The sequence below is a fragment of the Acidicapsa acidisoli genome, from assembly GCF_025685625.1.
Taxonomy (GTDB): domain Bacteria; phylum Acidobacteriota; class Terriglobia; order Terriglobales; family Acidobacteriaceae; genus Acidicapsa; species Acidicapsa acidisoli.
In genome coordinates this window covers 2,534,339-2,557,655 of the sequence record NZ_JAGSYI010000001.1, presented here as the reverse complement: position 1 = coordinate 2,557,655, position 23,317 = coordinate 2,534,339, and the positions used below count along the sequence as shown (strand labels likewise).

The 23,317-nt window shown below is 56.7% G+C and carries 24 protein-coding genes; 4 read left to right on the top strand and 20 right to left on the bottom strand.

The window, feature by feature from the left end; translation table 11 throughout:
* Positions 1 to 495: 495 nt before the first annotated feature.
* From OHL23_RS10195 to OHL23_RS10175, 5 genes are all read right to left on the bottom strand, one after another.
* Entirely contained in the window at positions 496 to 1,476 is a 981-nt protein-coding gene (locus OHL23_RS10195) for a VWA domain-containing protein (protein ID WP_263351683.1), read from the bottom strand.
* A complete protein-coding gene (locus OHL23_RS10190; RefSeq protein ID WP_263351682.1) occupies positions 1,473 to 2,852 on the bottom strand; it encodes a TrbI/VirB10 family protein in 1,380 nt (459 codons plus the stop codon). Before OHL23_RS10190 ends, OHL23_RS10195 begins: the two co-directional genes overlap by 4 nt.
* Positions 2,853 to 3,199: 347 nt before the next feature.
* Positions 3,200 to 3,424, bottom strand: coding sequence for a hypothetical protein (locus OHL23_RS10185; protein WP_263351681.1), 225 nt, complete (start codon positions 3,422 to 3,424; stop codon positions 3,200 to 3,202).
* Positions 3,425 to 3,467: 43 nt separating this feature from the next.
* Positions 3,468 to 4,163 (bottom strand): carbohydrate-binding protein, encoded by a 696-nt coding sequence (locus OHL23_RS10180; protein WP_263351680.1) that lies wholly within the window; start codon positions 4,161 to 4,163, stop codon positions 3,468 to 3,470.
* A 22-nt stretch (positions 4,164 to 4,185) separates the two neighbouring features.
* The gene (locus OHL23_RS10175) at positions 4,186 to 5,430 is read right to left on the bottom strand and encodes a DUF362 domain-containing protein (RefSeq protein WP_263351679.1); all 1,245 of its coding nucleotides are present in this window, start codon (positions 5,428 to 5,430) and stop codon (positions 4,186 to 4,188) included.
* A gap of 528 nt (positions 5,431 to 5,958) precedes the next feature.
* On the opposite strand from OHL23_RS10175, the gene OHL23_RS10170 reads away from it, so the two are divergent.
* Positions 5,959 to 6,999 (top strand): LacI family DNA-binding transcriptional regulator, encoded by a 1,041-nt coding sequence (locus tag OHL23_RS10170; RefSeq protein WP_263351678.1) that lies wholly within the window; start codon positions 5,959 to 5,961, stop codon positions 6,997 to 6,999.
* Between the two features lie 114 nt (positions 7,000 to 7,113).
* Here OHL23_RS10170 and OHL23_RS10165 read toward each other — a convergent pair whose 3' ends face one another.
* The 3 genes from OHL23_RS10165 to OHL23_RS10155 form a co-directional block, all read right to left on the bottom strand.
* Positions 7,114 to 8,136 (bottom strand): LLM class flavin-dependent oxidoreductase, encoded by a 1,023-nt coding sequence (locus tag OHL23_RS10165; protein ID WP_263351677.1) that lies wholly within the window; start codon positions 8,134 to 8,136, stop codon positions 7,114 to 7,116.
* Positions 8,137 to 8,227: 91 nt separating this feature from the next.
* On the bottom strand, positions 8,228 to 8,620 hold the full coding sequence (locus OHL23_RS10160; RefSeq protein WP_263351676.1) for a hypothetical protein: 393 nt from the start codon (positions 8,618 to 8,620) through the stop codon (positions 8,228 to 8,230).
* Between the two features lie 12 nt (positions 8,621 to 8,632).
* A complete protein-coding gene (locus tag OHL23_RS10155) occupies positions 8,633 to 9,259 on the bottom strand; it encodes an FMN-dependent NADH-azoreductase (RefSeq protein WP_263351675.1) in 627 nt (208 codons plus the stop codon).
* Positions 9,260 to 9,375: 116 nt separating this feature from the next.
* Here OHL23_RS10155 and OHL23_RS10150 point away from each other — a divergent pair, with 116 nt between their 5' ends.
* Positions 9,376 to 9,960, top strand: coding sequence for a TetR/AcrR family transcriptional regulator (locus tag OHL23_RS10150; RefSeq protein ID WP_263351673.1), 585 nt, complete (start codon positions 9,376 to 9,378; stop codon positions 9,958 to 9,960).
* Positions 9,961 to 10,055: 95 nt separating this feature from the next.
* Here OHL23_RS10150 and OHL23_RS10145 read toward each other — a convergent pair whose 3' ends face one another.
* The 3 genes from OHL23_RS10145 to OHL23_RS10135 form a co-directional block, all read right to left on the bottom strand.
* Positions 10,056 to 12,512, bottom strand: a complete 2,457-nt coding sequence (locus OHL23_RS10145) for an ADOP family duplicated permease (RefSeq protein ID WP_263351671.1) — start codon at positions 12,510 to 12,512, stop codon at positions 10,056 to 10,058.
* 120 nt (positions 12,513 to 12,632) lie between these two features.
* On the bottom strand, positions 12,633 to 13,037 hold the full coding sequence (locus OHL23_RS10140; protein ID WP_263351670.1) for a YciI family protein: 405 nt from the start codon (positions 13,035 to 13,037) through the stop codon (positions 12,633 to 12,635).
* Between the two features lie 407 nt (positions 13,038 to 13,444).
* On the bottom strand, positions 13,445 to 14,017 hold the full coding sequence (locus OHL23_RS10135) for a TetR/AcrR family transcriptional regulator (RefSeq protein ID WP_263351669.1): 573 nt from the start codon (positions 14,015 to 14,017) through the stop codon (positions 13,445 to 13,447).
* Positions 14,018 to 14,224: 207 nt separating this feature from the next.
* On the opposite strand from OHL23_RS10135, the gene OHL23_RS10130 reads away from it, so the two are divergent.
* Positions 14,225 to 15,196: a quinone oxidoreductase family protein gene (locus OHL23_RS10130; RefSeq protein ID WP_263351668.1), complete on the top strand. Its 972-nt coding sequence runs from the start codon at positions 14,225 to 14,227 to the stop codon at positions 15,194 to 15,196.
* 212 nt (positions 15,197 to 15,408) lie between these two features.
* Here OHL23_RS10130 and OHL23_RS10125 read toward each other — a convergent pair whose 3' ends face one another.
* The 6 genes from OHL23_RS10125 to OHL23_RS10100 all read right to left on the bottom strand — a co-directional run bounded on the left by OHL23_RS10125 (position 15,409) and on the right by OHL23_RS10100 (position 19,764).
* Positions 15,409 to 16,146, bottom strand: coding sequence for an SDR family oxidoreductase (locus OHL23_RS10125; protein ID WP_263351666.1), 738 nt, complete (start codon positions 16,144 to 16,146; stop codon positions 15,409 to 15,411).
* A gap of 59 nt (positions 16,147 to 16,205) precedes the next feature.
* Positions 16,206 to 16,607: a nuclear transport factor 2 family protein gene (locus OHL23_RS10120; RefSeq protein ID WP_263351665.1), complete on the bottom strand. Its 402-nt coding sequence runs from the start codon at positions 16,605 to 16,607 to the stop codon at positions 16,206 to 16,208.
* A gap of 2 nt (positions 16,608 to 16,609) precedes the next feature.
* Entirely contained in the window at positions 16,610 to 17,731 is a 1,122-nt protein-coding gene (locus tag OHL23_RS10115) for an alkene reductase (RefSeq protein WP_263351664.1), read from the bottom strand.
* Between the two features lie 34 nt (positions 17,732 to 17,765).
* Positions 17,766 to 18,158, bottom strand: a complete 393-nt coding sequence (locus OHL23_RS10110; RefSeq protein ID WP_263351663.1) for a DUF427 domain-containing protein — start codon at positions 18,156 to 18,158, stop codon at positions 17,766 to 17,768.
* A gap of 20 nt (positions 18,159 to 18,178) precedes the next feature.
* Positions 18,179 to 18,946 (bottom strand): SDR family NAD(P)-dependent oxidoreductase, encoded by a 768-nt coding sequence (locus OHL23_RS10105; protein WP_263351662.1) that lies wholly within the window; start codon positions 18,944 to 18,946, stop codon positions 18,179 to 18,181.
* Between the two features lie 77 nt (positions 18,947 to 19,023).
* Complete coding sequence (locus OHL23_RS10100; RefSeq protein WP_263351661.1) at positions 19,024 to 19,764, bottom strand: SDR family oxidoreductase; 741 nt, start codon at positions 19,762 to 19,764, stop codon at positions 19,024 to 19,026.
* A gap of 219 nt (positions 19,765 to 19,983) precedes the next feature.
* Between OHL23_RS10100 and OHL23_RS10095 the strand changes: the two genes are divergently transcribed.
* Complete coding sequence (locus tag OHL23_RS10095; protein WP_263351660.1) at positions 19,984 to 20,490, top strand: TetR/AcrR family transcriptional regulator; 507 nt, start codon at positions 19,984 to 19,986, stop codon at positions 20,488 to 20,490.
* A 130-nt stretch (positions 20,491 to 20,620) separates the two neighbouring features.
* Here the strand turns inward: OHL23_RS10095 and OHL23_RS10090 are convergent, their stop codons facing one another.
* Genes OHL23_RS10090 through OHL23_RS10080 form a run of 3 tightly spaced genes read right to left on the bottom strand, consistent with a single transcriptional unit; the run spans position 20,621 to position 23,263 of the window.
* Positions 20,621 to 22,078: a heavy metal sensor histidine kinase gene (locus OHL23_RS10090; RefSeq protein ID WP_263351659.1), complete on the bottom strand. Its 1,458-nt coding sequence runs from the start codon at positions 22,076 to 22,078 to the stop codon at positions 20,621 to 20,623.
* Positions 22,056 to 22,730, bottom strand: a complete 675-nt coding sequence (locus OHL23_RS10085; protein ID WP_263351658.1) for a heavy metal response regulator transcription factor — start codon at positions 22,728 to 22,730, stop codon at positions 22,056 to 22,058. Before OHL23_RS10085 ends, OHL23_RS10090 begins: the two co-directional genes overlap by 23 nt.
* Entirely contained in the window at positions 22,727 to 23,263 is a 537-nt protein-coding gene (locus OHL23_RS10080) for a hypothetical protein (protein WP_263351657.1), read from the bottom strand. Before OHL23_RS10080 ends, OHL23_RS10085 begins: the two co-directional genes overlap by 4 nt.
* Positions 23,264 to 23,317 lie beyond the last annotated feature (54 nt).

Genomic DNA, 23,317 nt, shown 5'->3' with positions numbered 1-23,317 from the left:
ATGGTCTTGACCAATTTCAGTGGCGGCGTATCCTCGGCAAATACGAAAGCTCGCGGCGCTGCCCCCGCGATAGCGAGTGCGGCAAACCAGAAGAAATACCGTTGGTACGAACGCATCAATCCCTCCCACCCTTCAAAACCCTGCAGATTTCAGTGTAACCAGAGGCAATGCCGCAGATGCGGCACCTGCTTCGATCAGTTCTCCTCGATCGAAGGCACGCCGCCACTTGAACAAATTGGTTGCCATTTATTCCGTGCTCACACAACTGCAATGTTCGCACCCGGCTCCGTGTCAACTGAACGATCTTCAGCTTCGTAACCAGCTGGGTCGGACGGTACGATCACGAAGATCGAATCATTGACGCAGCACGGGGAGATCCTGGCCTATGGGGCCCAGATAAGAACCTGGAAAAGGCATTCGGAGATTCAAATAGGATCTGATGGCCAAATACTCGACCATGAGGAGTGACGTTTCGCCACAGTGTGACTGTCCCGGTCACTTCTCATCGGCCATTGGACCGCGGCTCGAGGAAGGCTTTGAGAGGTAACCGGACCTGGTATAAACAGTAAGCCTGCCTTGTGCCTGAGCACGCGCTTCAACCTTGACGGAGTGATATCCACCAGCAGAGGCTCGTACTGAGTGATAGGCGATGGCGTATTGGTTCCGGATATCGCGAGCAACTTCGGCGGCCACCGAATCGACGTCTTTAAGGGAACCGGGGAAAAAGGCGATCCCACCTGTCTCGCTGGAGAGCGCCTGCAGGTCATGTCGGGCATGCCGCGACCGATCGCCCCCAAAGAGAAGACCGATGGAGTAGATGATCGGACCCTGCATGTCCCGAACGCGATGAATCGCGTCATCCAGGGTAAGCTTCGAGGAGTTGTCATCGCCATCGGTAATCACGATCAACACCTTCCTGGGTCGCGTAGCGGATCGCTCCATCTTGTCAGCTGCGGTCACGACAGTATCGTAGAGTGCGGTACCCCCGGACAGGCTCAAATGCGAAAGACCATTCTGTAACTCGTCGAGATCCGAGGTGAAATCCTGATCGAGATAAGCCTGGTCGGAGAAGTTGATGACGAAGGTTTCATCCTGAGGGTTGGAAGCTTTCACCAGATCGAGCGCGGCAGAGGAGACGGCAGTTCGCTTGCTGCTCATCGAGCCGGAATCATCGATCAGTAGGCCTATCGAAACAGGAGTGTCCAGGTGCTGCAGAGAGATGATCGTCTGGATGGTTTTGTCTTCGAATACCTTGAAGTTGTTCTTGGTCAGGTCGTTGACGAGTTCTCCTTTGTCATTGAGAACAGTGCAGTTCAGGACGACTTCTTCGGCGTTGACATGCAGCGTGTACGGACCGGATGAGCCAAGCTTGGAAGGCTGACTTGATATGGCAGTCGCGCCGCTCTGCGCGTCCATGGACGTTGAGCCTGCGATCAGAATTGTGAAGAACGCCAACGGAAGGGACGCCTTCATCATTTTGTTTCTCCCGGGTTCACGCCGGGCATGGGAAGCGACGTTCTATTGCCGAAGCCGATCTCCATCACGGTGTCTTTCGGAAAGACGATCTCTCGTCCCTTTCCGAGAAAGTTGTTATAGATGGACCGGCTCCCGCCGTACGCGCTCATGAGAATGCCGTAGGTGTGAGAACGAAAGGCGACGCCTACGATCAATCCGATGAGCTTGAATCCTGTTACGCCGCCTGCGATCGGACTTGCGTCTCCGACGTCGTTCCGACCTCCGCTTCCGATCAGGGCCAAACCCACGGACGCGCCGGTTGAGAGGTATCTGGTCTTCGAGGGGGTAGATTTGACACCGCCTTCGGCATCAAGCTGGGCATTGTCTGCCGAGTCGGACTGAACGCCCTGGAGTCGGGTGTCCACCGGCTGAACCGCTCCGTTCGGAAGGACGACTTCGCGGAAGGAGATGCGCAGTTGTCCGTTGCGATGTAGGCTTTTGGCCCGCCGCACCTGAAGCACGGCTCCGCGGAGACGAGTTCCGGCAGGAAGGATCAGGCGCTCCTGGTCGAAAAGCGGTTGTGAAAGCTCTGCTTCCACATCGAAGCTCTTCGGGGTGGTGGCCGAGTTCAATGGAGTCAGCAGGACGGCGTGAACAAGGCTTCCGGGCGGGGGCTGGGTCCCGATGGCAGAAAGCCTATCGGAGTAGACAACTTCACTACCGAAGTCGAGTGGCTGCGACAGTTCCGCTGAGTAGAGGGTCCCGGCGTCGATGTACTGCGGGTGCGCTGGAAGCTGCGCCACAGCATAGCGCATGAAGCGATGCATACGACCGGGCGCCTCCACCTGCTTCATGGCATTGTTCCACTGAGCGCGAGCCTGATCCATCTTTTGAGTAGTGGCATCTTTTACAGCATTCTTTTTGTGCTGGTCCGCGGTCACGAGCCGGATGACCTGCCCCGACCCGGGAACGATGGTTGCGTGCAGGGCGATAGGATGGCCGTCCGGCAGAGTGAGTTCGTCGAATTCCACATCGACCTTATGAGACGGAGTGAAATCGGCATTCAGAGCGCTCAGAGCTCGCGTGCGGGCCGGAATGGCATCAATCCTCGATATCCTCCCGGTTGCGACCGCGCCCACAGGAATGACCAGACGATCGAAGACATAGACGGGCTGCATGACACGCCCTGTGATAGGTTCGCCGACCTTCCGGACTCGCACCTCCTTGTCGAGGGCTATCTGCAATGAGGTGCCGGCAGGAATTGTCAATGCAATGGTGTGGGGTTCGGACGGAGGCTGCGGCGAGGCGGATGGAAGCGGAGAAATTGCGGCCTGTGCCAACAGGGAGCCAGAGAAGATCCAGAAAAAGAAAGCCATTGCCAGAACACGGGACACCATGCAGTAGGGGACCTCAGCACATAGAAAATAGGTATCTGCTAGCGACTGCCGGCCTCGTCGTGAAGCTTGCTGCCCTGGCACCCTGTTTCCTGCGTGGCGAAGGGCAATCGGAGAAAATGAACCTTCCAGCTAGCTGCTCAACCGCCCTGCGATGGTCCGGATGCTCCCGGGGACTCCAACCGTGATTCTAGCGAGCGAATCTGAAGATACGCTGAAGATGGGGGGAAATGTCTTGCTCCTTCAGGGAATCTTCAGCCACGCTTGGTAAATTGATTGTCTGTCCATTCCGAGCAGCAGCATCTCTTGAAAGAATTTCCGCAGGTGGCGGCAAGCCGGAATATCGCGCTTCAGCCGGCGACGGGAAGGTATATGCGAATCTCACAGATATAAGCGGGGTAGTCGAAATCGACGCGAAGGCCGCCACAGTTGAGCGCCGATGGTCCACCGCCCCCTGCAAGCAGCCGGTCTCGATGGCGATTGACAAGATCCACCATCGTCTGTTTAGCGGATGCCGCAGCGGAGTGCCGGGGATCTCCGACTATCAGGCTGGCAAGGTCGTTGCAACCAGTCATAAACGTGAAAGCCGAGATGTAACAATTAGCATCACATTCGTAACTAATCCTGTTTGAAGTCAAAATAGGCCAAATTCATGTTGCCTCCGGTCAGGATGTGCACAGTAAGGATATTCTTCCCCTTGCTAAGGCGAATCTTGAAGAAACTCGAAGCCAAGTTCCAATGGTGCCACTGACGCCAGGCCACGGGATCTGCAGGGTCATATGTCGTTGGGACCTGCAGCGGCCCGGTTGCTTCTTTTTCATTTACGTCTATTGAGATTGTTCCGCCACGGTTGGAGGTGTAAAGAAAGCCTGCATCGTAGGTTCCCTCGCGCGCCGCGTCAACGGTTATGTTGAACCACTCTCCAGGTTCAGTCCAACCGACGTAAGGCAAGTCTCGAGGAGGAACAATCTTGTCGAAGGGGTTGTCGTCAATTGAGTCCGGCTTCCGGTCGAACTTCGTATAGGAAGTATCCACCCCCTCATGAATGCGAAATTCATTGAGGTAGGTCCCATCGGCCGGATTTAACTCTCCACTGCCGTGATTCTGCGGGTCGGTATCGTGATATGCGACTCCTTCGCCACCCAGATCATAGTAGGCACACAAGACCCGACCTGGGATTTTCTGTGGACCGCCTTGATAGCGGGTGTCGCGATAGGGAAGGCCCTTGTACTGGCTCAAGAATGACTGGCAAAACGCATTTGTCGCCAACATCGATGCGGCAGTCAAGCACATAGCAAACACTCTCCGGCTCATCTCCAATTCCTCCTGGTGCCGATCAACTGACCTGGAATAGCTCGATCCCATTCGCTTTTCCTAGATTGCGCGAGTACTTCCGCTCCGCCGCATTGTTCCAATGCTCAAATACACCGAGGCTGCGGCATCGGATACCGTCGCGTTCAGGATCGTAGAAAGTCTTGGAAGGCGGATCGTTTGCAAGAGCGGCTTCGCGCAGATAGTTGTCGGCATTCGAAATATCCACGAGACGGGGCCACTCGGAGGTGAGAAAGTCGAAGCCGACCGAATCGATGGCAACGCCGTCAAGCGACATGAAGATGCTGCTCGGCCAGGCATCGTTGAAAGGGGCCATCTTCCATTTGAGTTGCGGTGGACCATCTGCGTTGTCGCTTCCATAGAGCCCGTCGACGATAAAGAGCATGGTTTTCTCGCCAAGATCCTTGTGCCCAAGGTAATCGACGAATGCAGAGTAACTTGCTGAACCGTCGTTGTTGTGACGGAAGCCATCGTGCGCGTTCTTGCGCCAGTCGGGATTGATGCTTGTAGCTCCGAACAGATTCTTCGCGCAGAGAGTCACACCTGAGCTAACGTGTCCTTTCAATAGGGCCGCATCTATAAGATAGGTAGCTTCGACTACCACGGTATCGAGTCCCGAAGCATTGCGGCTTGTAATCGAAAAAGGGATCGCATCGGGTTTGAACTCGGCCTTCAGCCGCCCGTCGCCTCCGATATGATCCACGAACACGACGCCTGGAAACTCGTGGTGAATCTTGTCGTAGAGATTGCCCGGGATGAACCGGCTGGAATCGAAGACGGTGATCGATGATTGCGGTACTTTTCCTGGACCGGTCAACTGCCGAACGAGTGAGAGAAGCAAATGGGGAGACGAGTTCAGACGGTCGATCGTTCCATGGTCCGTCGTGTTGTTGAGATTGGCCTTGATGGCGATCTTTTCGCCGGCCTTGTAGCCTGCGTTACCGCGACCATGAGTGCGATTGAAGTGATGAAACATCGCGCTCCACGCCTGGACATCGTCTTTTTGGTTGGTAAGACTGCGGATGGAGCGGGAGACCATGCGGTCAATGACAGACTGGTTATTGTTGGTGTCTGTCCACCAGGAACCGGTCCCATCCCAGGTTACCGCTGCCGGATCGTGCGCCCAGGTAACCCGGCCGGGAACGATACCGCGGGGAGCACCTAAAGGAGATGTGGGTTCGAACAAAGAGGAAGGCAGACTGCTGGCAGCTGCAATGGACAGGGCGAATTGCCTGCGGGTTATCTCCATGTTCGTCGATTCCTCCATTTAGAAATCATTTGTTCCGTCAATGCTAGTGAACGGCTTCGAGCAATGCAGTTACCACGATGCATTTCTATCCTCCAGGCGCGTAGACCTGAAAAAGAGGGGACGCCCACGGTGGAGCGCCCCCGAGGAGGCAAGGGGATAAGAGACGACTTCCAACTTGACCGCACGAATTAATGAGGTTTCGGTTGCTCGAATTCATCTACTGCTTCTATCAACGCCTGTAACTCGCAAAATGATCAGCAGCGAAAGCTGGCGGATCTTGTGGATCGATGTGGACACGATGCTCGACCTTCCGAGACGCGGCCGGTATACGTGGTCATTCAATCAAAGTGAACCGTGCCACTGGCCTAAGTAAACCGGTTCACTAAATGCACTCATTGAATCTCATGCCAGGAAGATTGTCAAGGCGAAAGAATCGAACGTGATACGCTGGCCTTAAATGCAATCGAGGTTATGAAATCTACCGCTTCCCAACGCGCGTCACGGGCTGATTCGGGTCACCGAATCACATTGAAAAAGTTGGCTGAGCACCTCGGCCTGTCTCGGACGACGATTTCGATGATTCTCAACGACGTCCCTGAGGCGACACGCTTCCCGGAGGAAACTCGGCAGCGTGTCGTAGAATCCGCAAAAAAACTTGGCTATCGCCCCAACTATTTCGCTCGTTCGCTTGGGAGCAGGCGCACATATTTGATCGGAGTCGTTGCGCCCGATTTCGGTAACGGTTTCGAGGCCGCGGTACTCAGCGGCTTCGAGCGCCGTCTGTTGAGCACAGGTTACACATCCTTAGTCTCAACCCACCTCTGGTCGCCGGAACTTCTCCGACGCCATATTGAAACTCTTTGCGACCGAGGCGTCGAGGGGCTGCTGCTGATCAACTCAACCCCGAGCGAATCACCGGGAATCCCCGCCGTGACGATCTGCACTGACCGCTGCCCCATATGGAGTACGCGGATTTCCATCGACAATGCATTCGGTATTCGTAAAGCCATCGATCACCTCGCGAGCCTTGGTCATAGAAAGATCGCGTTTATCAAAGGCCCTGAAGGAAGCGGCGACACACAAGAACGCTGGGAGGCAGTCCTTTCAACATGCAAAGCCCTTGGCGTTCGAGTAGACGACCGTCTTACGATTCAGTTGGAGCGACTCGAACCGGGCACGCGCCAGACCGAAGCGGGCCGCATCGCCGCAGAGGACTTACTCCGTCGCGACAGGCCGTTCACCGCTCTCGTCGCTTTCAATGACATCTCGGCCCTCGGTGCTATGACTGCGTTACGAGAAGCCGGCCACAGAGTACCTGAAGACGTTTCGGTCATCGGTTTCGACGACATCGAGTTCGCAAGCATCGCATATCCGACACTGACAACCGTTCGCCAGCCATTGCAGGAAATGGGTGCGACTGCGGCGGAACTCCTTATCCGCAAGCTCGCGAAGGATGAAAGCGTGCAGAACATTCGTGTTCGTCCTGAGTTGATCGTTCGATCGTCCACCTGCGCGCCTGTGTTTGCTTCCGCAAAAGGTAAGAGGCACACGTCAAAAAGTGCTCGCTGAACGGGAGTGCTGACGGATTCACGCTAAAGCGCCAATGCACTCAGCCGGCCAGCTTACTCCTCGTAAGTTAGCTTTTCGATAGTCATCCCGTGACTCAATGAATGGGGCAAGGATTTAGCGCCAGCCGAGGGTTGGAGCGACCGTGTTGAGAATAGCCTCCATAACATGCACATTGTAGGCAACACCAAGCTGGTTTGGGACGGTCAGTAATAGGGTGTCGGCCTCCGCAATTGCCTCGTCTTTCCTAAGCTGCTCGATGAGAATATCTGGCTCGGCAGCGTAACTGCGGCCGAAAATGGCCCGTGTGGTTTCGTCAAGGAAACCGATTTTGTCCTCTGCCTGAGAGCCTCGTCCGAAATAGGCGCGATCGCGGTCGTTGAGCAACGCGAAAATACTGCGACTGACGGAAATACGCGGAGTCCGCGTGTGGCCGGCTTCCTTCCAGGCTGCGCGGAAGGAGCGAATCTGCGCGGCTTGCTGGATGTGGAGCGGCTCACCGGTCTCGTCGAATTTGAGAGTTGAGGTCTGCAGGTTCATTCCCAGCTTCGCAGCCCACGCAGCTGTTGCGTTGGAAGCAGACCCCCACCAGATCCGATCACGCAATCCATCGGAGTACGGCTCAAGGCGTAGAAGCCCCGGAGGATTGGGAAACATCGGACGCGGGTTCGGCCGCGCGAAGCCCTTCCCGCAAATCAGCTCGAGAAATTCTTCGGCGTGCCGCCGGCCCATGCCTGCATCGTTCTCGCCTTCAACCGGGCGGTAGCCAAAATAGCGCCAACCATCGATGACCTGCTCGGGGGAACCGCGACTGATTCCCAACTGCAGGCGCCCACCGGCGATGAGATCCGCAGCACCAGCGTCCTCCGTCATGTAGTGAGGATTCTCATACCGCATGTCGATCACGGCGGTGCCAATTTCAATCCGCCGGGTCTTTGCACCAACCGCGGCGAGCAGCGGGAATGGTGAAGCCAACTGTTGAGCGAAGTGATGCACGCGGAAGTAGGCTCCGTCCATTCCCAGGCGCTCAGCCTCAACAGCGAGATCGATGGACTGCAGGAGCGCGTCGCCCGCAGACTGAGTTCGCGACTGCGGTGAAGGTGTCCAATGACCAAATGAGAGGAATCCAATTTTCTTCATACAAACTAGTTTTCCATTCCTGTTAGGAGCTACAGCCATCTCCACGTAGCCCGGACACCCTTACGGCCTTGGCTTTGTCAATACGAAGCCACTATTCCTGCATCGCAGGCTTCGCGGCTAGAACGTCCTTGAAGCTTGCGCGATATTGGAGAAAGACCAATATCCAGAGCACGGACGCTACCAGTGCTGGAGCAATGCTCGCCGGCGCAAACATCAGATGAAACGCGAGTATGTTATACAGCTCCGCCGCCAACAGCGTGAGCGCGAGCGGTATAAAGAGGCCCGAAAGCAAAAGCAGCCCGCCAATCAATTGCACGGCAAAGAAGAACGCGGCAAAATGCGAAGAACTGATCGCGATAAAGAACTGTATCGCAAGGGGATTCGTCGGCGGCGGCTGGTGGATAAAGTTCAGAAATCCGTTCAGGCCAAAGACCGTAAACAGCAGCCCCAACAGATAGCGCGCAATGACAGAAACTATCTTCATGTGGTGTCTCCTTTAGATTGACTGCGCGTGCGATTGCACGACCTGAAGGTGCGGCGCTAAGAACACATCGCGGTCCTGCCCGTAGTTGAGCGCCGCGGTTCCGCCGGTCGTGAGGAAAGTTGCATCTACCACACCGAGGAAGCCAAAGACCGACCGCAGATATGGCTCGACAAAGTTGAAAGAGGCCATCTGCGTCTGCGCATCATAGATGCCACCGGTCGCGATGATGAAGGTCGCCTTCTTGCCTGTGAGCAGTCCTTTCGGCGTTCCATCCGCATAGGAAAAAGTTCGGCCCACGCGCGCGATCTGGTCGATCCAGAGCTTGAGCACCGAGGGCACCCCGAAATTATGCATCGGCACTCCGAAGACGTACTCATCGGCCAGCTCAAGTTCGGTGAGCAGCACATCCGAAAGCGTCAGCAGTTCCTTCTGCTGTGGAGTGCGCGCCTCTTCCGGGGTGTAGGCAGCGCCCACCCATTCAGCGGTGACAGGCGGGATCGGGGTTGCGTTAAGGTCGCGGTCGACGACGGCTCCATCCGGGTACGAAGACTTCCACTGGGTAACAAACGCACCGGTAAGCTGACGCGAGACGGATCGCCCATACAGCGGGCTGGAGTTGATATGGAGAAGCGTGGACATGTGAGAAAACCTCCTATGCGACAAATGATGTTTAATCAACATATGTTGATTCAATAAATCGACACATGTCGTTTATGCATCTATTGCTGCAGAGGAGGCTATCCTTAATAGGCGCAATGGCAGAGACAGTCCAAACCGGTAACACAGCAGAAAATACGGACCCCCGAGTCCTCCGCAGCCGTCAGATGCTGATGGAGTCCCTACTCAGGCTATTGATTCGCAAGGAGTTCGACGATATCTCCATTCAGGATATCGCCGATGAAGCCACCCTGAACCGGGCTACCTTTTATCTCCATTACGCAGACAAGAACGCTCTGCTGCAAGCCATGACAGTCGAACGCTTCCGTGGTCTGGTCGCGCGCCGCGGTCTTTCCTTTACAAACTGCGATGGGGCGCTGCGCGCCATTGCGCTGGGAGTCTGCGATTATCTCTCCGAGACTACGGGCTGCCCTGGCCAATTGACTAAGATGCCCCTCGAAGGCTCGATCATCCCGGTAGTGGAGGGCATGTTTCAGGAAGGCGCCGCGAATCACGCGATGGCGCCTGGCGCCGATCCTAAACTGTTGGCGACCACAGCTGCCTGGGCCATCTTCGGGGCCGCTCGGCGATGGTATCAGACACCTGACCGCATCCCGGCTGAGGAAATGGCTGCCAAAATTGAAGCGATGGTGAAACCGATCTTCCTTACCGCTTCCATATAGGTTCGCTGAGGTCGTCCTCGCGCCTGTAGTCAACAGAACAGCATTTACGCGGACTAGTTCTCGAAAAGGAACCCTATTCTGGGTCCATGAGCGAGTTACTCGGAACGTAGCGCTTCCACCGCGTTCACTCTTGCGGCACGCGCCGCAGGCACAGCTGAAGCAATTACGGCCGCACCCAGAATGATCACGGCGGAACCGACAAACGCAAGTGGGTCCGGCTGATTGATATTCGTTATGTATTTGGCGATTGTGCGTGCCAGAGCAAAGCCCACCATCACACCTGCGCCTACCCCGATGCCGGCCATCGCCACGCCCTCTATGAGAACAATGGTGAGAATGTTGCGCGGCAGAGCGCCCAGGGCCATGCGGATTCCGAATTCGCGCGTACGCCAGCTCACAGAGAAGGCAAGAACGCCCGCGACGCCCACCACGGAGATTAAGAGTGCGACGGCGGCGAATCCGCCAAACACAATCGCGTTGAGGCGGTCGGGCGACAGCACCTCCGCGCGAACATCTCCAAGCGTGCTGGCCTTTTCCACGGGCTGGTCTGCCGATATCCCGCGAATGGTTTGTGTGATGGCCGGGACCAGAGCATAAGCATCCTGATGTGCGCGCACGAACAGGCGACCGTTCCATCCTTGTTCCTGTTCGCTCGGCTCATAGATCGTCATGGACGGAGACGGGATGATATTTTCATCGTCGAAGTCGGGTACCACGGCGATGATTCGCCTTGGCTCGGTGCTGATGCCGATAAACTTCATTACCCCGTCCGTCCACCACAGTTTACGGTTCACTGCGTTCTGCCCAGGATAGAGCATCTTTGCAAGGCTCTGACTGATGATTACCACGCATTCGGAACCGCCCTTGTCGCCATCATTGAAGTCGCGACCCTCCTGAATCGGCACTCCGAAGGTGTCGAAGAATCCCGGCGATATCACCCGGAACTTTCCGCGAAAGTCCTGACCATCCGCGCGTCTTGCGCCCTGCGCGGCAAATTGAAAGCTGACGTTCAAATGATCGTCACGCCAGGGAGCGGCGAAACCGGAGGACACGTGCTCCACTCCCGGCAGCGCGCTGACCAGGCGTTGCACCTCGCGATAGAACTCCTCCACCTGCTGGGGTGTCCGCCCATACGACATCTTCGGAAGATTCACTGCCAGAACGTTGGCCGAATCAAACGGCGGCCGCGTCTGCTCCAGCACAAAGAGAGTCTTCATCAGCACACATGCTCCGGCAAGCAGCAGGAATGAGGCTGCGATCTGCGTAACAGCAAAGATGCGGAGACGCTGGCTGCTCCCTCCAGCCACACGTGTTCCCCGGCCGGTAAGGCCGCCTTGCGGGGCGTTTGACGAGGGAAGCCGCGGAATGAACGCCAGGAAGACGGCCGCGATCAACGCCAGCGCAATTCCAAACCACACCAGGCTGAAATCGAGCGTGAGCTCCTCGGCGCGCACTGAGAAGCGCGATGCATAACGACCCAGCACGGCTACCATCGGTATGGCGAGCGCCACTGCCGCCACTGCCCCGCTTCCGCATAGCACGAGGCTCTCAGCCAACAGAGAACGGCGCAGCACTGCAGTGCTTGCGCCGAGCGCCGAGCGTATCGCCAGCTCCGGCTCGCGGCGCACCGTTCGCGCCAGCACCAGATTGGCAACGTTCGAGCTTGCAATGACGAAAAGCAAGCCAGATGCCGCGAAGAGTATCCACAAGATCGTATTGGCGCGCGAATTGATCTGCTCATGCATGCGCGTTACGTCGATTTTGAAGTGATCCTCCGGCTTATACACTTCCGGGTGTGCCGCCACCATGGCGCCGTATACGCTGCGCAGCTCCGCTCGCGCATTGTCGACACTCGCGCCGGGAGCCAGTCGCGCAAAGACCTCCGTCATGCGATGCTCGCGCCCCGTCACCATGGTGGCAGAGAGATGATGCGGGCTGGTGACGATATTGGCGATGATCTCCGTTGCCACCGGATAGGGAACGGATGGTTCCAGAACACCAACCACCGTCGCGGAGCGCGCGCCACAGCAGCTCTCCAGCCGTACCGTCTTTCCAATCACGCTGGGATCGGAGTGCAGCGACGTCTTCCAGAAGTGATAGGTCAGGACCACAGCTCCGGCGGCGTTCTGACCGTCATCGGCCGTAGTCAGCAGGCGTCCAAGCACCGGGCGCAGACCCATCACCTCGAAGTAGTGTCCATCCACCACGCCCGCTGGAATCTCGCGCGGCGTGCCGAGACCCACGACCGTAAAATCTATCTCTGAAAATGTGCCCAGGTCCTTAATTGACTTCAGACCATTGCCGATGTCCTGGATCTCGGGGACCGAAAACGCTGCGTTGTCTTCGCCGATGCCCGGAGCGCTCTGGCGCAGGTAAAGCAACCGATCTTCGTCGCGATTCGCCAACGGACGCAGCAGCACTGCACGTACCACGCTGAAGATTGCGGCATTGGCTCCAATACCCAATGCCAACGTAAGGGCGACTGTAATCCACAGCGCAGGAACTCGCGCCAGGGAACGCACGGCAATTTTCAAATCGCGAAAGAACGACATATCGGACCTCCGTTCAGGTGATTTTCTTTGCCCCATACAAACCAGGATTCCCGGCGACTGGTCTTCGTCGCTGCAGGCCGGCGCTGCCACGATCCTGGTCATTCTTCCGGCGGCTGGCTCTCAACGTGCCGTGTTCTTTCGTCGGCGCTGCTCGCTTTCCCTTATGATCTCGCTCAAATCCGCAACCGGCCGTATCTCAATCGGTCCAAGTCCATACTTAAAGCCTGGCAGCTGTGAGACAAGCTGAATGGCGTGATTGAGGTCTCGCGCCTCAAGGATATGAAGACCGCCGAGCTGTTCCTTGGTTTCCGCATAGGGGCCGTCGGTCGTGGCGATTTTGCCGTTTTTCCAGTCCAGGGTCAACGCGGTCTCCGGAGGTTGAAGAGCTACTTCGGCAACAATATGTCCGTTGGCGCGCAGATAGCCATTGTACTCAAAGCATTCGTCGAACATTGCGTTTCGCTCGTCCTCGGTCATCCCTTCGATTTTTCCTGGCTCGAGGTATCCCAAACAGATGTATTTCATCGCCCGTCTCCTCATGTTGGGGGCCAGCGGCGGAATCTTGCGCACTGCTCGTTCAGCCTATAGTCGCCGGGCACCGCGAAAATCGACAGCAGAGTCAATTTTTAATTGCAATTCCTTCAGCCGCACTGCGAGGAACCGATGCTCTGGCCCGCACCGAACCTGGGCCAACGCATTCTCAAACGAATCACGCGCTTTTGCAACCCCTCCCAGCCTGCGGACTAGCGATCGTCGAAGACCAGATACACGACACATTTCGGGCTGGAGAGAGAATGAGGATAGAGTTGACAGCAAAGCCTCTTTGCGCTCCAGGACACCGCGCGATGAGCGCGTCCCGAGGATGAGTACTGCAAAGTCGGTTTCCCGGAAGTGAGGGCGACAACCGGATGACAGCCTTGATGACCGAACTCTCAGGCGGGGTTCTTCAGAAGGTCTGCCACTGTCTTCAAGATTTCGTGTGAAAGCACCTCATCCGATACGGCGCGGGCCAGCGACATCGCTCCGACGAGCGCGCTGAAAGTCAAGATCGCTCTCGATCTGGCCGCGCGCTTGTCCTTGCCTGGCAGCAACCCGGCAATCAGCTCAATGTCATCCCTGACGTGTTCAGAGGTAAGCGTGCGGGTCCGCTTATCGCTGCGAGCAATCTCGGGCGCCAATGCGCTGAAGGCACAGCCCGCACCTGGGTTCTTGCGGTGCGCATCGCTCAAGTAGTCATCGATGAGCTTCTCAAAGAGTAGCGGTTGTCCGCCAGCTTCAGCGGCTTCCTTTTGGCGCTGCCAGACTCCGAATGCATCGCTGACTGCCTCGGCCACCAGTTCGTCTCGCGAGTCGAAGTGCTTGTAGAAGCCGCCCACCGTCAAGCCGGCCTCCTTCATCAACTCCGCAATTCCGAATCCTGCAAGGCCCCTTTCGCGGAATCTCTTTGAGGCAATGGCAACGATGCGCTTATGAGTTTCCTCCTTCTGGGCCTTGGAATAGCCCATATCAACCTCCCCAAAATAAGCTGCGACCAAATCAGGATTAGGAATCTAATTTTACATCAGGATTATAACAATAATCCTGATGGCTTGGCGAAGGCCAGGACGCAATCAATTCGCGACCTGCAGGTGGTCTCGACCGACATTAACAATTTCCGGGTAGCGGCCTAGCGCCGCAGACCAGGAGTGATATGGGAAAAAGGGAGAACCAATATGCGTGCAATGAGAGCGGAGCAATTTAGTGGTTATGAGGCGTTGAAGCTCGTCGAGCTTCCCAAACCAACGGTCACAGATGGGAAGGTTCTGGTGCGGATCACTGCGGCCGGCGTTACGCCGCTCGATCATACGATTCTCTTCGGCAATTTTCACATCCCGGAGAAGCCGCTCGTCTTGGGCAACGAAGGAGCGGGCGTGGTGGAAGAGGGAGGAGGAGCGGACTTTCCCGTTGGCGCGCGCGTGATGTTCTGGGGCACCTATGGCGCTTTTGAGGACGGAACCTACCGTGAGTGGATTGCCGTACGGAAGGAAGATCTTTGCCGGATTCCTGACAATATCGATGACGTAAGCGCCGCGGGAATTCCGGTCGCGTATCTTACGGCGCAAGTGGCTCTAACCCTGGCTGGTTTTCGCCCAGGCAAAACCGTTCTGGCGCCAGCGATCGGGGGATCGGTCGGTAACGCGGTGACACAATTGGCGCGCGCTCTGGGAGCCAAACACGCCATATCGAGCACGACCAGCCATGCGAAAGCCGAGTACGCGAAGGCGCTCGGATTCAATGAGGTCATCGATACTTCCCTGGAGAAGTTGGAGGACGGCGTGCGTCGTGTCACGGATGGCTACGGCGCGGATATCATCATCGACGGGATCGGCGGTGAAGTCTTGAGCGAGGCGCTCAAAACGCTCGCGCTAGGAGGAAGCCTCACAACACTGGGGTATTCCGCAAGCCGTAAGACGACCATTGACGTGACAGATCTCATCGTGCCACAAGCCAGCATCCGGAGTCTCAACATGTTCCGTCAGCCGCAGGCCACGGTTACTGACGCTTGGAACGCTATTGTCTCGCTCCTTCAATCCGGTGCGATCAAACCGATCGTGGCTAAAACCTTTCCTCTGATAGAAGCAGCTAATGCTCTCCGTTACCTCGTTGAAGACCGCCCCTTCGGGAGGGTCGTTCTTACAGTCTGAAGACCTTCGGTCAGAACGAGAGGGATGGGACACTCTCTCGTCGAGATTCAGCCGGCTCTTGCTTTCCCGCATAGTCCTGGTGAAACCAACTGCCGCCAAACGAAATTGGCCTCTCAAAATCTGAGAGGCCAATTTGACCTAGTTTCTTTGTTTTAGATCTGGCGCTTTGTAGGCACCTTGTATTCAGCCAGACCATTTGATTGGATGCTCGATCAGACTTGCCCTCTGCCGCCGTCAACAAACAGTTCGATACCCGTGACGAAACTAGAATCGTCCGAGGCCAGAAACAACGCTGCTTTAGCTATTTCGTCGGGATTGCCCATGCGTCCCATGGGGATGGTGGACACAATCCGTGCAATGGCGTCTGCAGGCTGCCCATCGATAACCGGCGTATCGGTCGGTCCAGGGCTAATAACATTGGAACGAATATGACGGTCATTAAGATCCGAGGTCCAGGTTCGGACGAAGGAACGGAGGGCCGCCTTCGTCGCGCCATAGACGCCGAAGGCAGCCGTACCTTTCACGCTCGCTACCGATCCGTTGAGGATGATAGAGCCACTATCATTCAGCAGAGGTAAGGCTTTCTGCACAGTGAACAGCGTTCCCTTGACGTTGATGTCGAAGAGCTTGTCATAATGCTCCTCAGTGATTTTGTCGAGGGGAGCAAATTCAGCGACGCCGGCATTGGCGAAAACGACATCGATTCTGCCCTTGGTCGCGACCACCTCGTAGAGACGATCCAAGTCGGTCAATATGGCAATGTCTCCCTGAATGCCAGTGACGTTGCTACCGATTGCTTGCACGGCCCCGTCGAGCTCCTTTTGGCGACGGCCTGTGATGAAGACGTAGGCACCCTCTTTTACGAAGAGCTTTGCGGTAGCCAACCCTATACCGGTCGTGCCACCAGTAATCACCGCTACTTTCCCTTGCAGCCTTTTAGCTTTGGTCATCGGTGGGTGTCCTCTGTTCCCCTTGCTCTCAGTTGGTCCAAAAATGTGGATGGGAACAGTTATGACGGGAAGCTTTTACCAAACATGGGAAGCCCGCTTAGAGATTCGGCCCTAGTCGCCTCGTCCTGCAAGACATCCCAATGCTCTTTAAGAAGACCGTCTTCGAATCGGACAACGTCGGCGGCAATCCAGGCCGCGGGCCTTCCGATTCCAGTGAAACGGCCATGCGCGATTACATAGTCGCCTTCTGCGACGATGAGTTGATTTTCGTAGCGCAGCGTATCTGGCGTCGAGCGGACCAGGGCGAACAGTCCTTCGCGTCCCGGCGCGATGTGCGCGCTGTGTTGGATGTACTTTGGCGACCAGAAGCGTTCTGCTGCCGCGTAGTTGCGTTTGTTGAAGAGAGTGTCGAAGGCCTCTAGAACGATCGCCTTGTTCTGTTCGGGTGTTGTCTTTGGCATGTTCAGCTCCTGGAGTTGTGTTCGGGTGCTTGATAGGTCGGGTAATCGGAATAGCCGTGCCGCCCTGAGGCATAGACGGTTTCCCAATCCACTTCAGCAAGAGGGGCATTCTCTGCAAACCTGTGGACCAGGTCGGGATTTGCAATATAAGGACGGCCGAACGCCACCAAATCTGCAAGCCCCTCCGCGATAAGACGATTGCCGCGATCACGGCCCATCTTTACGTTCGCGATCAGCGTGCCCTTGAACAGAGGACGGAAATGCCGAAACATGCCATCATCGGCCAACTTCTCAAGTGGCGTATTGGTGAAGTCGGTACTATTCCCCATCAGCAACAAGTGCGAAAGATTGTAGGAACTCAGTTTCTGAATTGCGTATTCAGTGACAGGCAGGGTTTCGTTGTTGGCTTGAAACGCGCCGCCTTCGTGCATGGGGCTGATCTTGACTCCTACCCGTTGCGCATCGACCTCACCCAGAACCGACTCGACTACCTCGAAGAGAAACCGCGAGCGATTCTCCGGGCTTCCGCTATATTCATCCTTACGCAGGTTGGTAGCTGCGTTCAGAAACTGCGAGATCAAATAGAGATAATTGGCGAGGATTTGGACACCATCGAAGCCGGCTTCCCTCGCGTTCCTTGCAGCTCGCGCGAAATCAGCAACCGTGGCTTGAATCTCCTGCTTCGTCAGAGGCCGCGGTGTTACCGTGGGCTTCCTTCCCGTCGGCGTGACCGAGATCTGGCCCGGATCGACGTTCGACGCAGACACGGGCTGCGCGCCGCCGAGTAGCTCAGGATGCGAGATTGCACCGGTGTGCCAGAGCTGTGCAATGATGCGACCGCCAGCCGCATGGACGGCATCCGTGACACGTCGCCATCCGCGGACTTGCTCCTCCGTCCACAATCCTGGTGTATCCGCCCAGCCAAATCCTTCCGGGCTGATCGCGGTGGCCTCGGCGATAATTAACCCGGCGGAAGCACGCTGTGCGTAATACTCTGCCTGCAAGGCCGTAGGCACATGATCATGCGACTGCGCACGCATCCGCGTGAGCGGCGCCATGACGATGCGGTTAGGAAGATCGAGGTTTCCCATTCGATATTGTGTGAAAAGCGGTTGATTCGACATCACATAAGCTCCTGCACAAAACGATTGAACTTGCTTAAGAGATCAGCTCGATTGCATCGACACGTCCGGGATAAAACGCGAGATACTCCTTGATTCCGGCGACTGCCTCATATGGCTTCTCGTATGTCCAAACGGCATATTCCGATTTCGCTTCTCCGATGGGGATGCTGTAATACGTGCAATCGCCCTTGTACGGACAATAGGTGTAGTGTGTGGTCCGGACAAGCAGTGACATGTCCGCATCGGTGCGCGGTAAGTAGTAGACGGGAGGGTATCCCTTCTCCTCCAACCGAAGAGATCGTGTCGATTCAGCGACGATCCTGCCAGCGACCGTTACGCGGACCGTCCCCTCAACTGGTGAAATCGTAATGGGATGGTCTGGGCCAGGAATTTTGATCTCTTTGCCTTTGCTCGAAGTGGTATCCATTGCGCTCCTCACGTTGCCAGTTACAGCTTCGAACCGCCATCGACGGGAATACTGGCACCCGTGATCCAGCGCGCCGCGTCTGACGCCACAAAAACGACTACGTCGGCGATATCCTCAGGTTTGCCGATTCGCTTCAGCGCCTGCATTCCGAGCGCAACCTCGCGGCCCGCTTCGGTTTTCGTGAAACTCGACATATCCGTGTCGATGATGCCTGGCGCCACGGCATTCACGCGTATGCCGCTCGGTCCCAGAATGGCAGCCCAATTCTTCACCAGAGTCTCGAGTGCTCCTTTGGTAGAGGCGTAGGCAAGAATTGAAGGGTTTTCCAACCCAGGCTTGCCCACCACTGTGCGGGCTACAGCGGAGGAGACAGCAACGATGCTCGAACCTTCACCCAGTATGGGCAGGAGTTGCTGCACAAGGAAGAACGGGCCTCGGACGTTAGTCGCAAAGAGGTTGTCAAAATCCTCCACCGTGTGATCCGCGATGCGGGCCAACTTGCTGATTCCGGCGTTAAGCACAAGGACATCCAATCTATCGCCGACGATAGAACGTACCTGTTTCGCCAGCAGTGTGGCCCCCTCCGGAGTTACCAGGTCCGCTGAGATTGCATCCGCCTGCCCACCTTTCGTACGGATTTCGGCAACCAGAGATTCCGCTTCCTGCTTTGAGCGGCCATAATGAACCAGGACGTGCGCCCCTGCCTCAGCAAGCGCCACAGCCGTCGCGCGACCGATTCCTCTCGATGCGCCCGTCACAAGCGCCGTTTTGTTTTGAAGTGTAATCATTGCTCTCTTCCTTGCCTCTCGTTCATTACGTGTGCGGATGCATCTCACCGGGTTTTGTATCGAATGCATCTGCAGATTCAGGCGTTCATTCCGCCATCTACGGTTAGATTGGCTCCTGTGATGTACGAGGATTCAGGGCTGGCTACAAATGCCACCATTGCTGCGATCTCCTCAACATGCCCATAGCGATTGAGCGCTGTAGCGGCCTTCTGCGGTACCGCCCAATCACCTGACGCGGGATTTAAGTCTGTGTCGATCGGACCCGGCTGAACGTTGTTGACCGTAATGCCCCGGCTCCCTACCTCTCTGGACAGCGCCTGAGTGAACATCTTGACGGCTCCCTTCGTGGCAGCGTATGGCACAAGCCCGGGCGCGACAGCGCGCTCTCCGACCGCCGAACCGATCATGATGATGCGGCCGCCATCCTTCATGCGCGCCAGCGCAGCCTGCGTGGTTGCGAATACGCCGCGGATATTGATGTCGATCACCCGATCCATCTCCTCCAGCGTCGTTTTTTCAAATGTTTTCGGGATAGCCGTGCCTGCATTGTTCACAAGCACATCAAGTCGACCAAAAGTTGCGACGGCCTTTTCAACCGCTCCTTTGGCGGCTTTGGCATCGGCGGCGTCCGCCTGGATCGCAATGGCCCTTCCGCCGCTGAGTTCAATCGCTTTGACCACGGCGGAAGCCGCGGCTGCATCCTTCGCGTACGTGATGGCGACGCGTGCTCCATCCGCTGCCAGGCGCTTTGCAATCGCTGCGCCGATTCCCCGGGAACCGCCGGTTACGAGTGCTACTTTGTTTGCCAACTTAGACATAGGTATCTCCTTGCTTTCCGGTGAAGGATTCACCACTTCGCTGATTCGATTGACGGCGACCTCGTTTGGCCCGCCGGCCGGTTCTGGACCGCTTAGTTCGATATGATGACGGCGGCGCGGCGAGGATGCAGAGATATTGAACTATTTAGTTTTTTATCAGACAATAGACGCATGGGGCGTCCGAAAGGCTTTAGCAGGGAGGAAGTGCTGGAGAAGGCAATGCCGGTCTTCTGGAAGCACGGGTTCGCGGACACGAGCCTTCAGGAACTGGAACGAGCCACAGGCGTGAACAAGTCAGGACTATACACCGAGTTCCGAGGCAAGGAAGATCTTTTTGTGGCGTGCCTGCGCCACTACCTTCAGAGCCAGGGAAAGAGGGGACTTCTCACCAGGGAGCCTCTAGGCTGGAAGAACGTCGAGAAGTTTCTCAAGAATGGCCCCCTTAACAAAGAGGAGCAACAGGGATGTTTCGCCATCAACTCTATGCGGGAGTTCGCTATCCTTCCGGATGAGGCTTATGGCGCCATCACCGAGAATCGAGCGCTATTACAGCACCTTCTCGCCATGAACATCGAAGCGGAAAAGCCGAGGATGGCTCCTTCCGCAATTGCGGAGATGGTCTTGTCCTTCTTTTCCGGATTATGCATTGAGCGCAACCTGAAATCTGGGAAAGCATCCTCCAATCGCAAGGTCGAAAACTTTATCGCAGCCCTTCGGAATCTTTAATCGCACGATAGGTCTTCTAAGTTGGCTAGAGAATCTACTGTCCTGCCAGCGAACCGTAAAGCATGGTTACGGGCATTTAGCACCGCAAGACTTAGCAACGACACCAGCATGACGCAGGTATTGCGGTTTGTCATCGCGTTGCGATGGCTGGGGCTGGCATGCGTAGCATGACGCGAGTCCCACGGCCGAGATGACTGGTGATCTCCGCACTGCCGCCGTGGAGCGTCAGGATGCTCTGCACGATAGCCAGGCCCAACCCTGTGCCGCCCGATGACTTGGAGCGCGATGGATCGACGCGGAAGAAGCGATCGAATACTCTGGGCAGCGCTTCCGCGGGAATTCCGACGCCGGTGTCGAAGACCTCGATGCGAATCGCGGCGTCCTCGTTCGTGGCTGCCAGCGTCACGGTTCCTCCAGGCGGCGTATGCGCAATGGCGTTCGAGACCAGGTTGCTCACCGCCCGGAGCATCAGTGAGCGATCCAGTTGCGCGTTGAACCGCTCGGTCCCATCGTTCACGACAAGCGATATTGCCGCGTCGGTCGCAGAAGCTTCGTAGTAGTCGCGGACCGTGGTCAGCAACTCGCCGATATTCACGCTCTCACGGTGTAATTCGGTTAAGGGACTCTCCGCGCGAGCCAGAAAGAGGAGATCTCCGATCAGTTCGGAAAGCCGGACTGATTCTTCCAGGGAAGACTCCAGCACGTCACGGTACTCGTCGACCGTCCGTGAGCGGGCGAGAGCCACTTCGGCTTCTCCACGGATATTGTTGACGGGAGTGCGCAGATCGTGCGCGATGTCCGCTGTGAACCTCGAAATGCGCTCGAACGATTCTTCAAGCCGCCCCAGCATTTCATTGAATGTTCCAGCCAGCGACTCAAGCTCCAACGGATAGCCTTGCGATGCGATCCGTTCGCGCAAATTTGTCGACGTGATTCTCCGCGCGGTTGCGGCGATCTCTTCGACAGGCCGAATGCCGTGCCGCGCAATCCGGTATCCCACCAACGGGAAGAGAATCGACGTCACCAGTAGAATGCCCCAGAACCACAGACGGTAGCGCGCCAGCAGCTCCTCTTCCTGCGATACATCGATGGCGATTTGAACCGTGTCGCTGTGAGTCGCCGGCGTGCCGACGGCAACTGTAGCGCCTGTGATCCGGAATGGTTGCCCATGTCTGCCCGCCATCGCAATCGAACGTTCGGAGCGACTGCTGGTTCGACCCACAAGCTCTGCAAGATCCAACTGTTCGGTCATGCCGGGCGTCGTCATGATCGGCACGCCATGCTCATCAAGGAGACGAATGTAGAACTGTTGGTACCGACGGGCCTGAGACTCGAGCTCGATCTCTTCGCGCAGAGCATCCTCGTCGTCTGGCCGCTCCCGCAGCATGGTGCGTAGCACGTGCAGCTTGTCTGCAAGGAACAGCTCCGTGCTTCGGTCCAGTTCCGTGCGCAGGACGATGTAGAGACTCGCTGTGGCCAGAATTACCAGCAACAAGCCAGCTAACGAGTAGGCCGCCGATAGCCGGAACGCCAAGGTCCTGCGCGGGGGCAGCGCAGGCCAGGCGCTACGGCTCGGCTTCGAAGACATAGCCGGCGCCCCGCACCGTGTGAATCAGCTTTACGGGAAAGGGATCGTCCACCTTGCTACGCAACCTGCGCACATTGACATCGACGACGTTCGTATCACTGTCGAAGTTCATATCCCAGACCGACTCCGCGATCAGCGTGCGCGACAAGACCTCGCCGGCACGACGTGCCAGCAGCGTCAGGAGCGTAAATTCCTTGGAAGTGAGCTCAAGCTTCTGGCCGGCCCGCGTAGCGCGATGGCGCAGCAGGTCGATCTCAAGGTCGGCCATGCGGATTGCGTCCTGCGGACGCGGCGTGGACCGGCGCAGCAACGACCGTACCCGCGCCAGGAGCTCGGAGAATGCGAACGGCTTTACAAGGTAGTCGTCGGCTCCCAACTCGAACCCACGCACGCGTTCGTGCACGGCATCGCGCGCCGTAAGCATCAGAACCAGCGCCTTCTGCTCGGTTTCGCGCAGGCGCGCAAGCACCTGCCACCCGTCCAGCACCGGAAGCATCACGTCGAGAATGACGAGGTCGAAATCGACTTCCTGAGCCAGGTGCAGGCCTTCCAGACCGTCGGCTGCTACGTCGATGACGTAACCGGCTTCGCTGAGTCCTCTCTTGAGGAACTTGGCCGTTTTGACTTCGTCTTCGATAACCAGGATCTTCATTTGTTACGCACCTTTACAAGTCCGGATTTGGTATCGGATCGGCTGACTAGGATTCGGCGAAAAAAGAGAGTCTGCTCTTCACCGTTCGGATGCTCGCGGATCTTTTCGAGCGTTGCACCACCCTCAATGATCGACCATGTCTCTTTCGACAGAAAAATGCGGCCGTCTTCATGTTCCTCGATTGAGAAGACGAGGCTGGAATCCTTCCATACGACGGACGTGTCGAACTCGTCTCCGTCGGCTCCGGTTGACACGGAGGCCTTGCCATCGGTTGTGTACTTCTGCACCGCGTGCCGCGAACTCGCAGAATTGCGTGAGATCGATGTTTCCACCGCGAGATCCGGGTTGTGATGTTCGATGCGGAGTGTGACGTCGCCATTGCGCTTCGGCTGGCAACGATCATTGTCCTGCTTCCAGAGGCCCGAGAAATCCGGCGTTCCCTGCGATCGCGCAACGGCCGCTGCTGTTGAGAGCAGGAGGATACCGAGGAAAATTCTCACAGAGCGAAACATCGATAGGTTGCTCTTTCTCATTCGCAGTTCTCGATCGATCCGCAAGGCGACCACGCTGTCACCCGCGGATTTGTT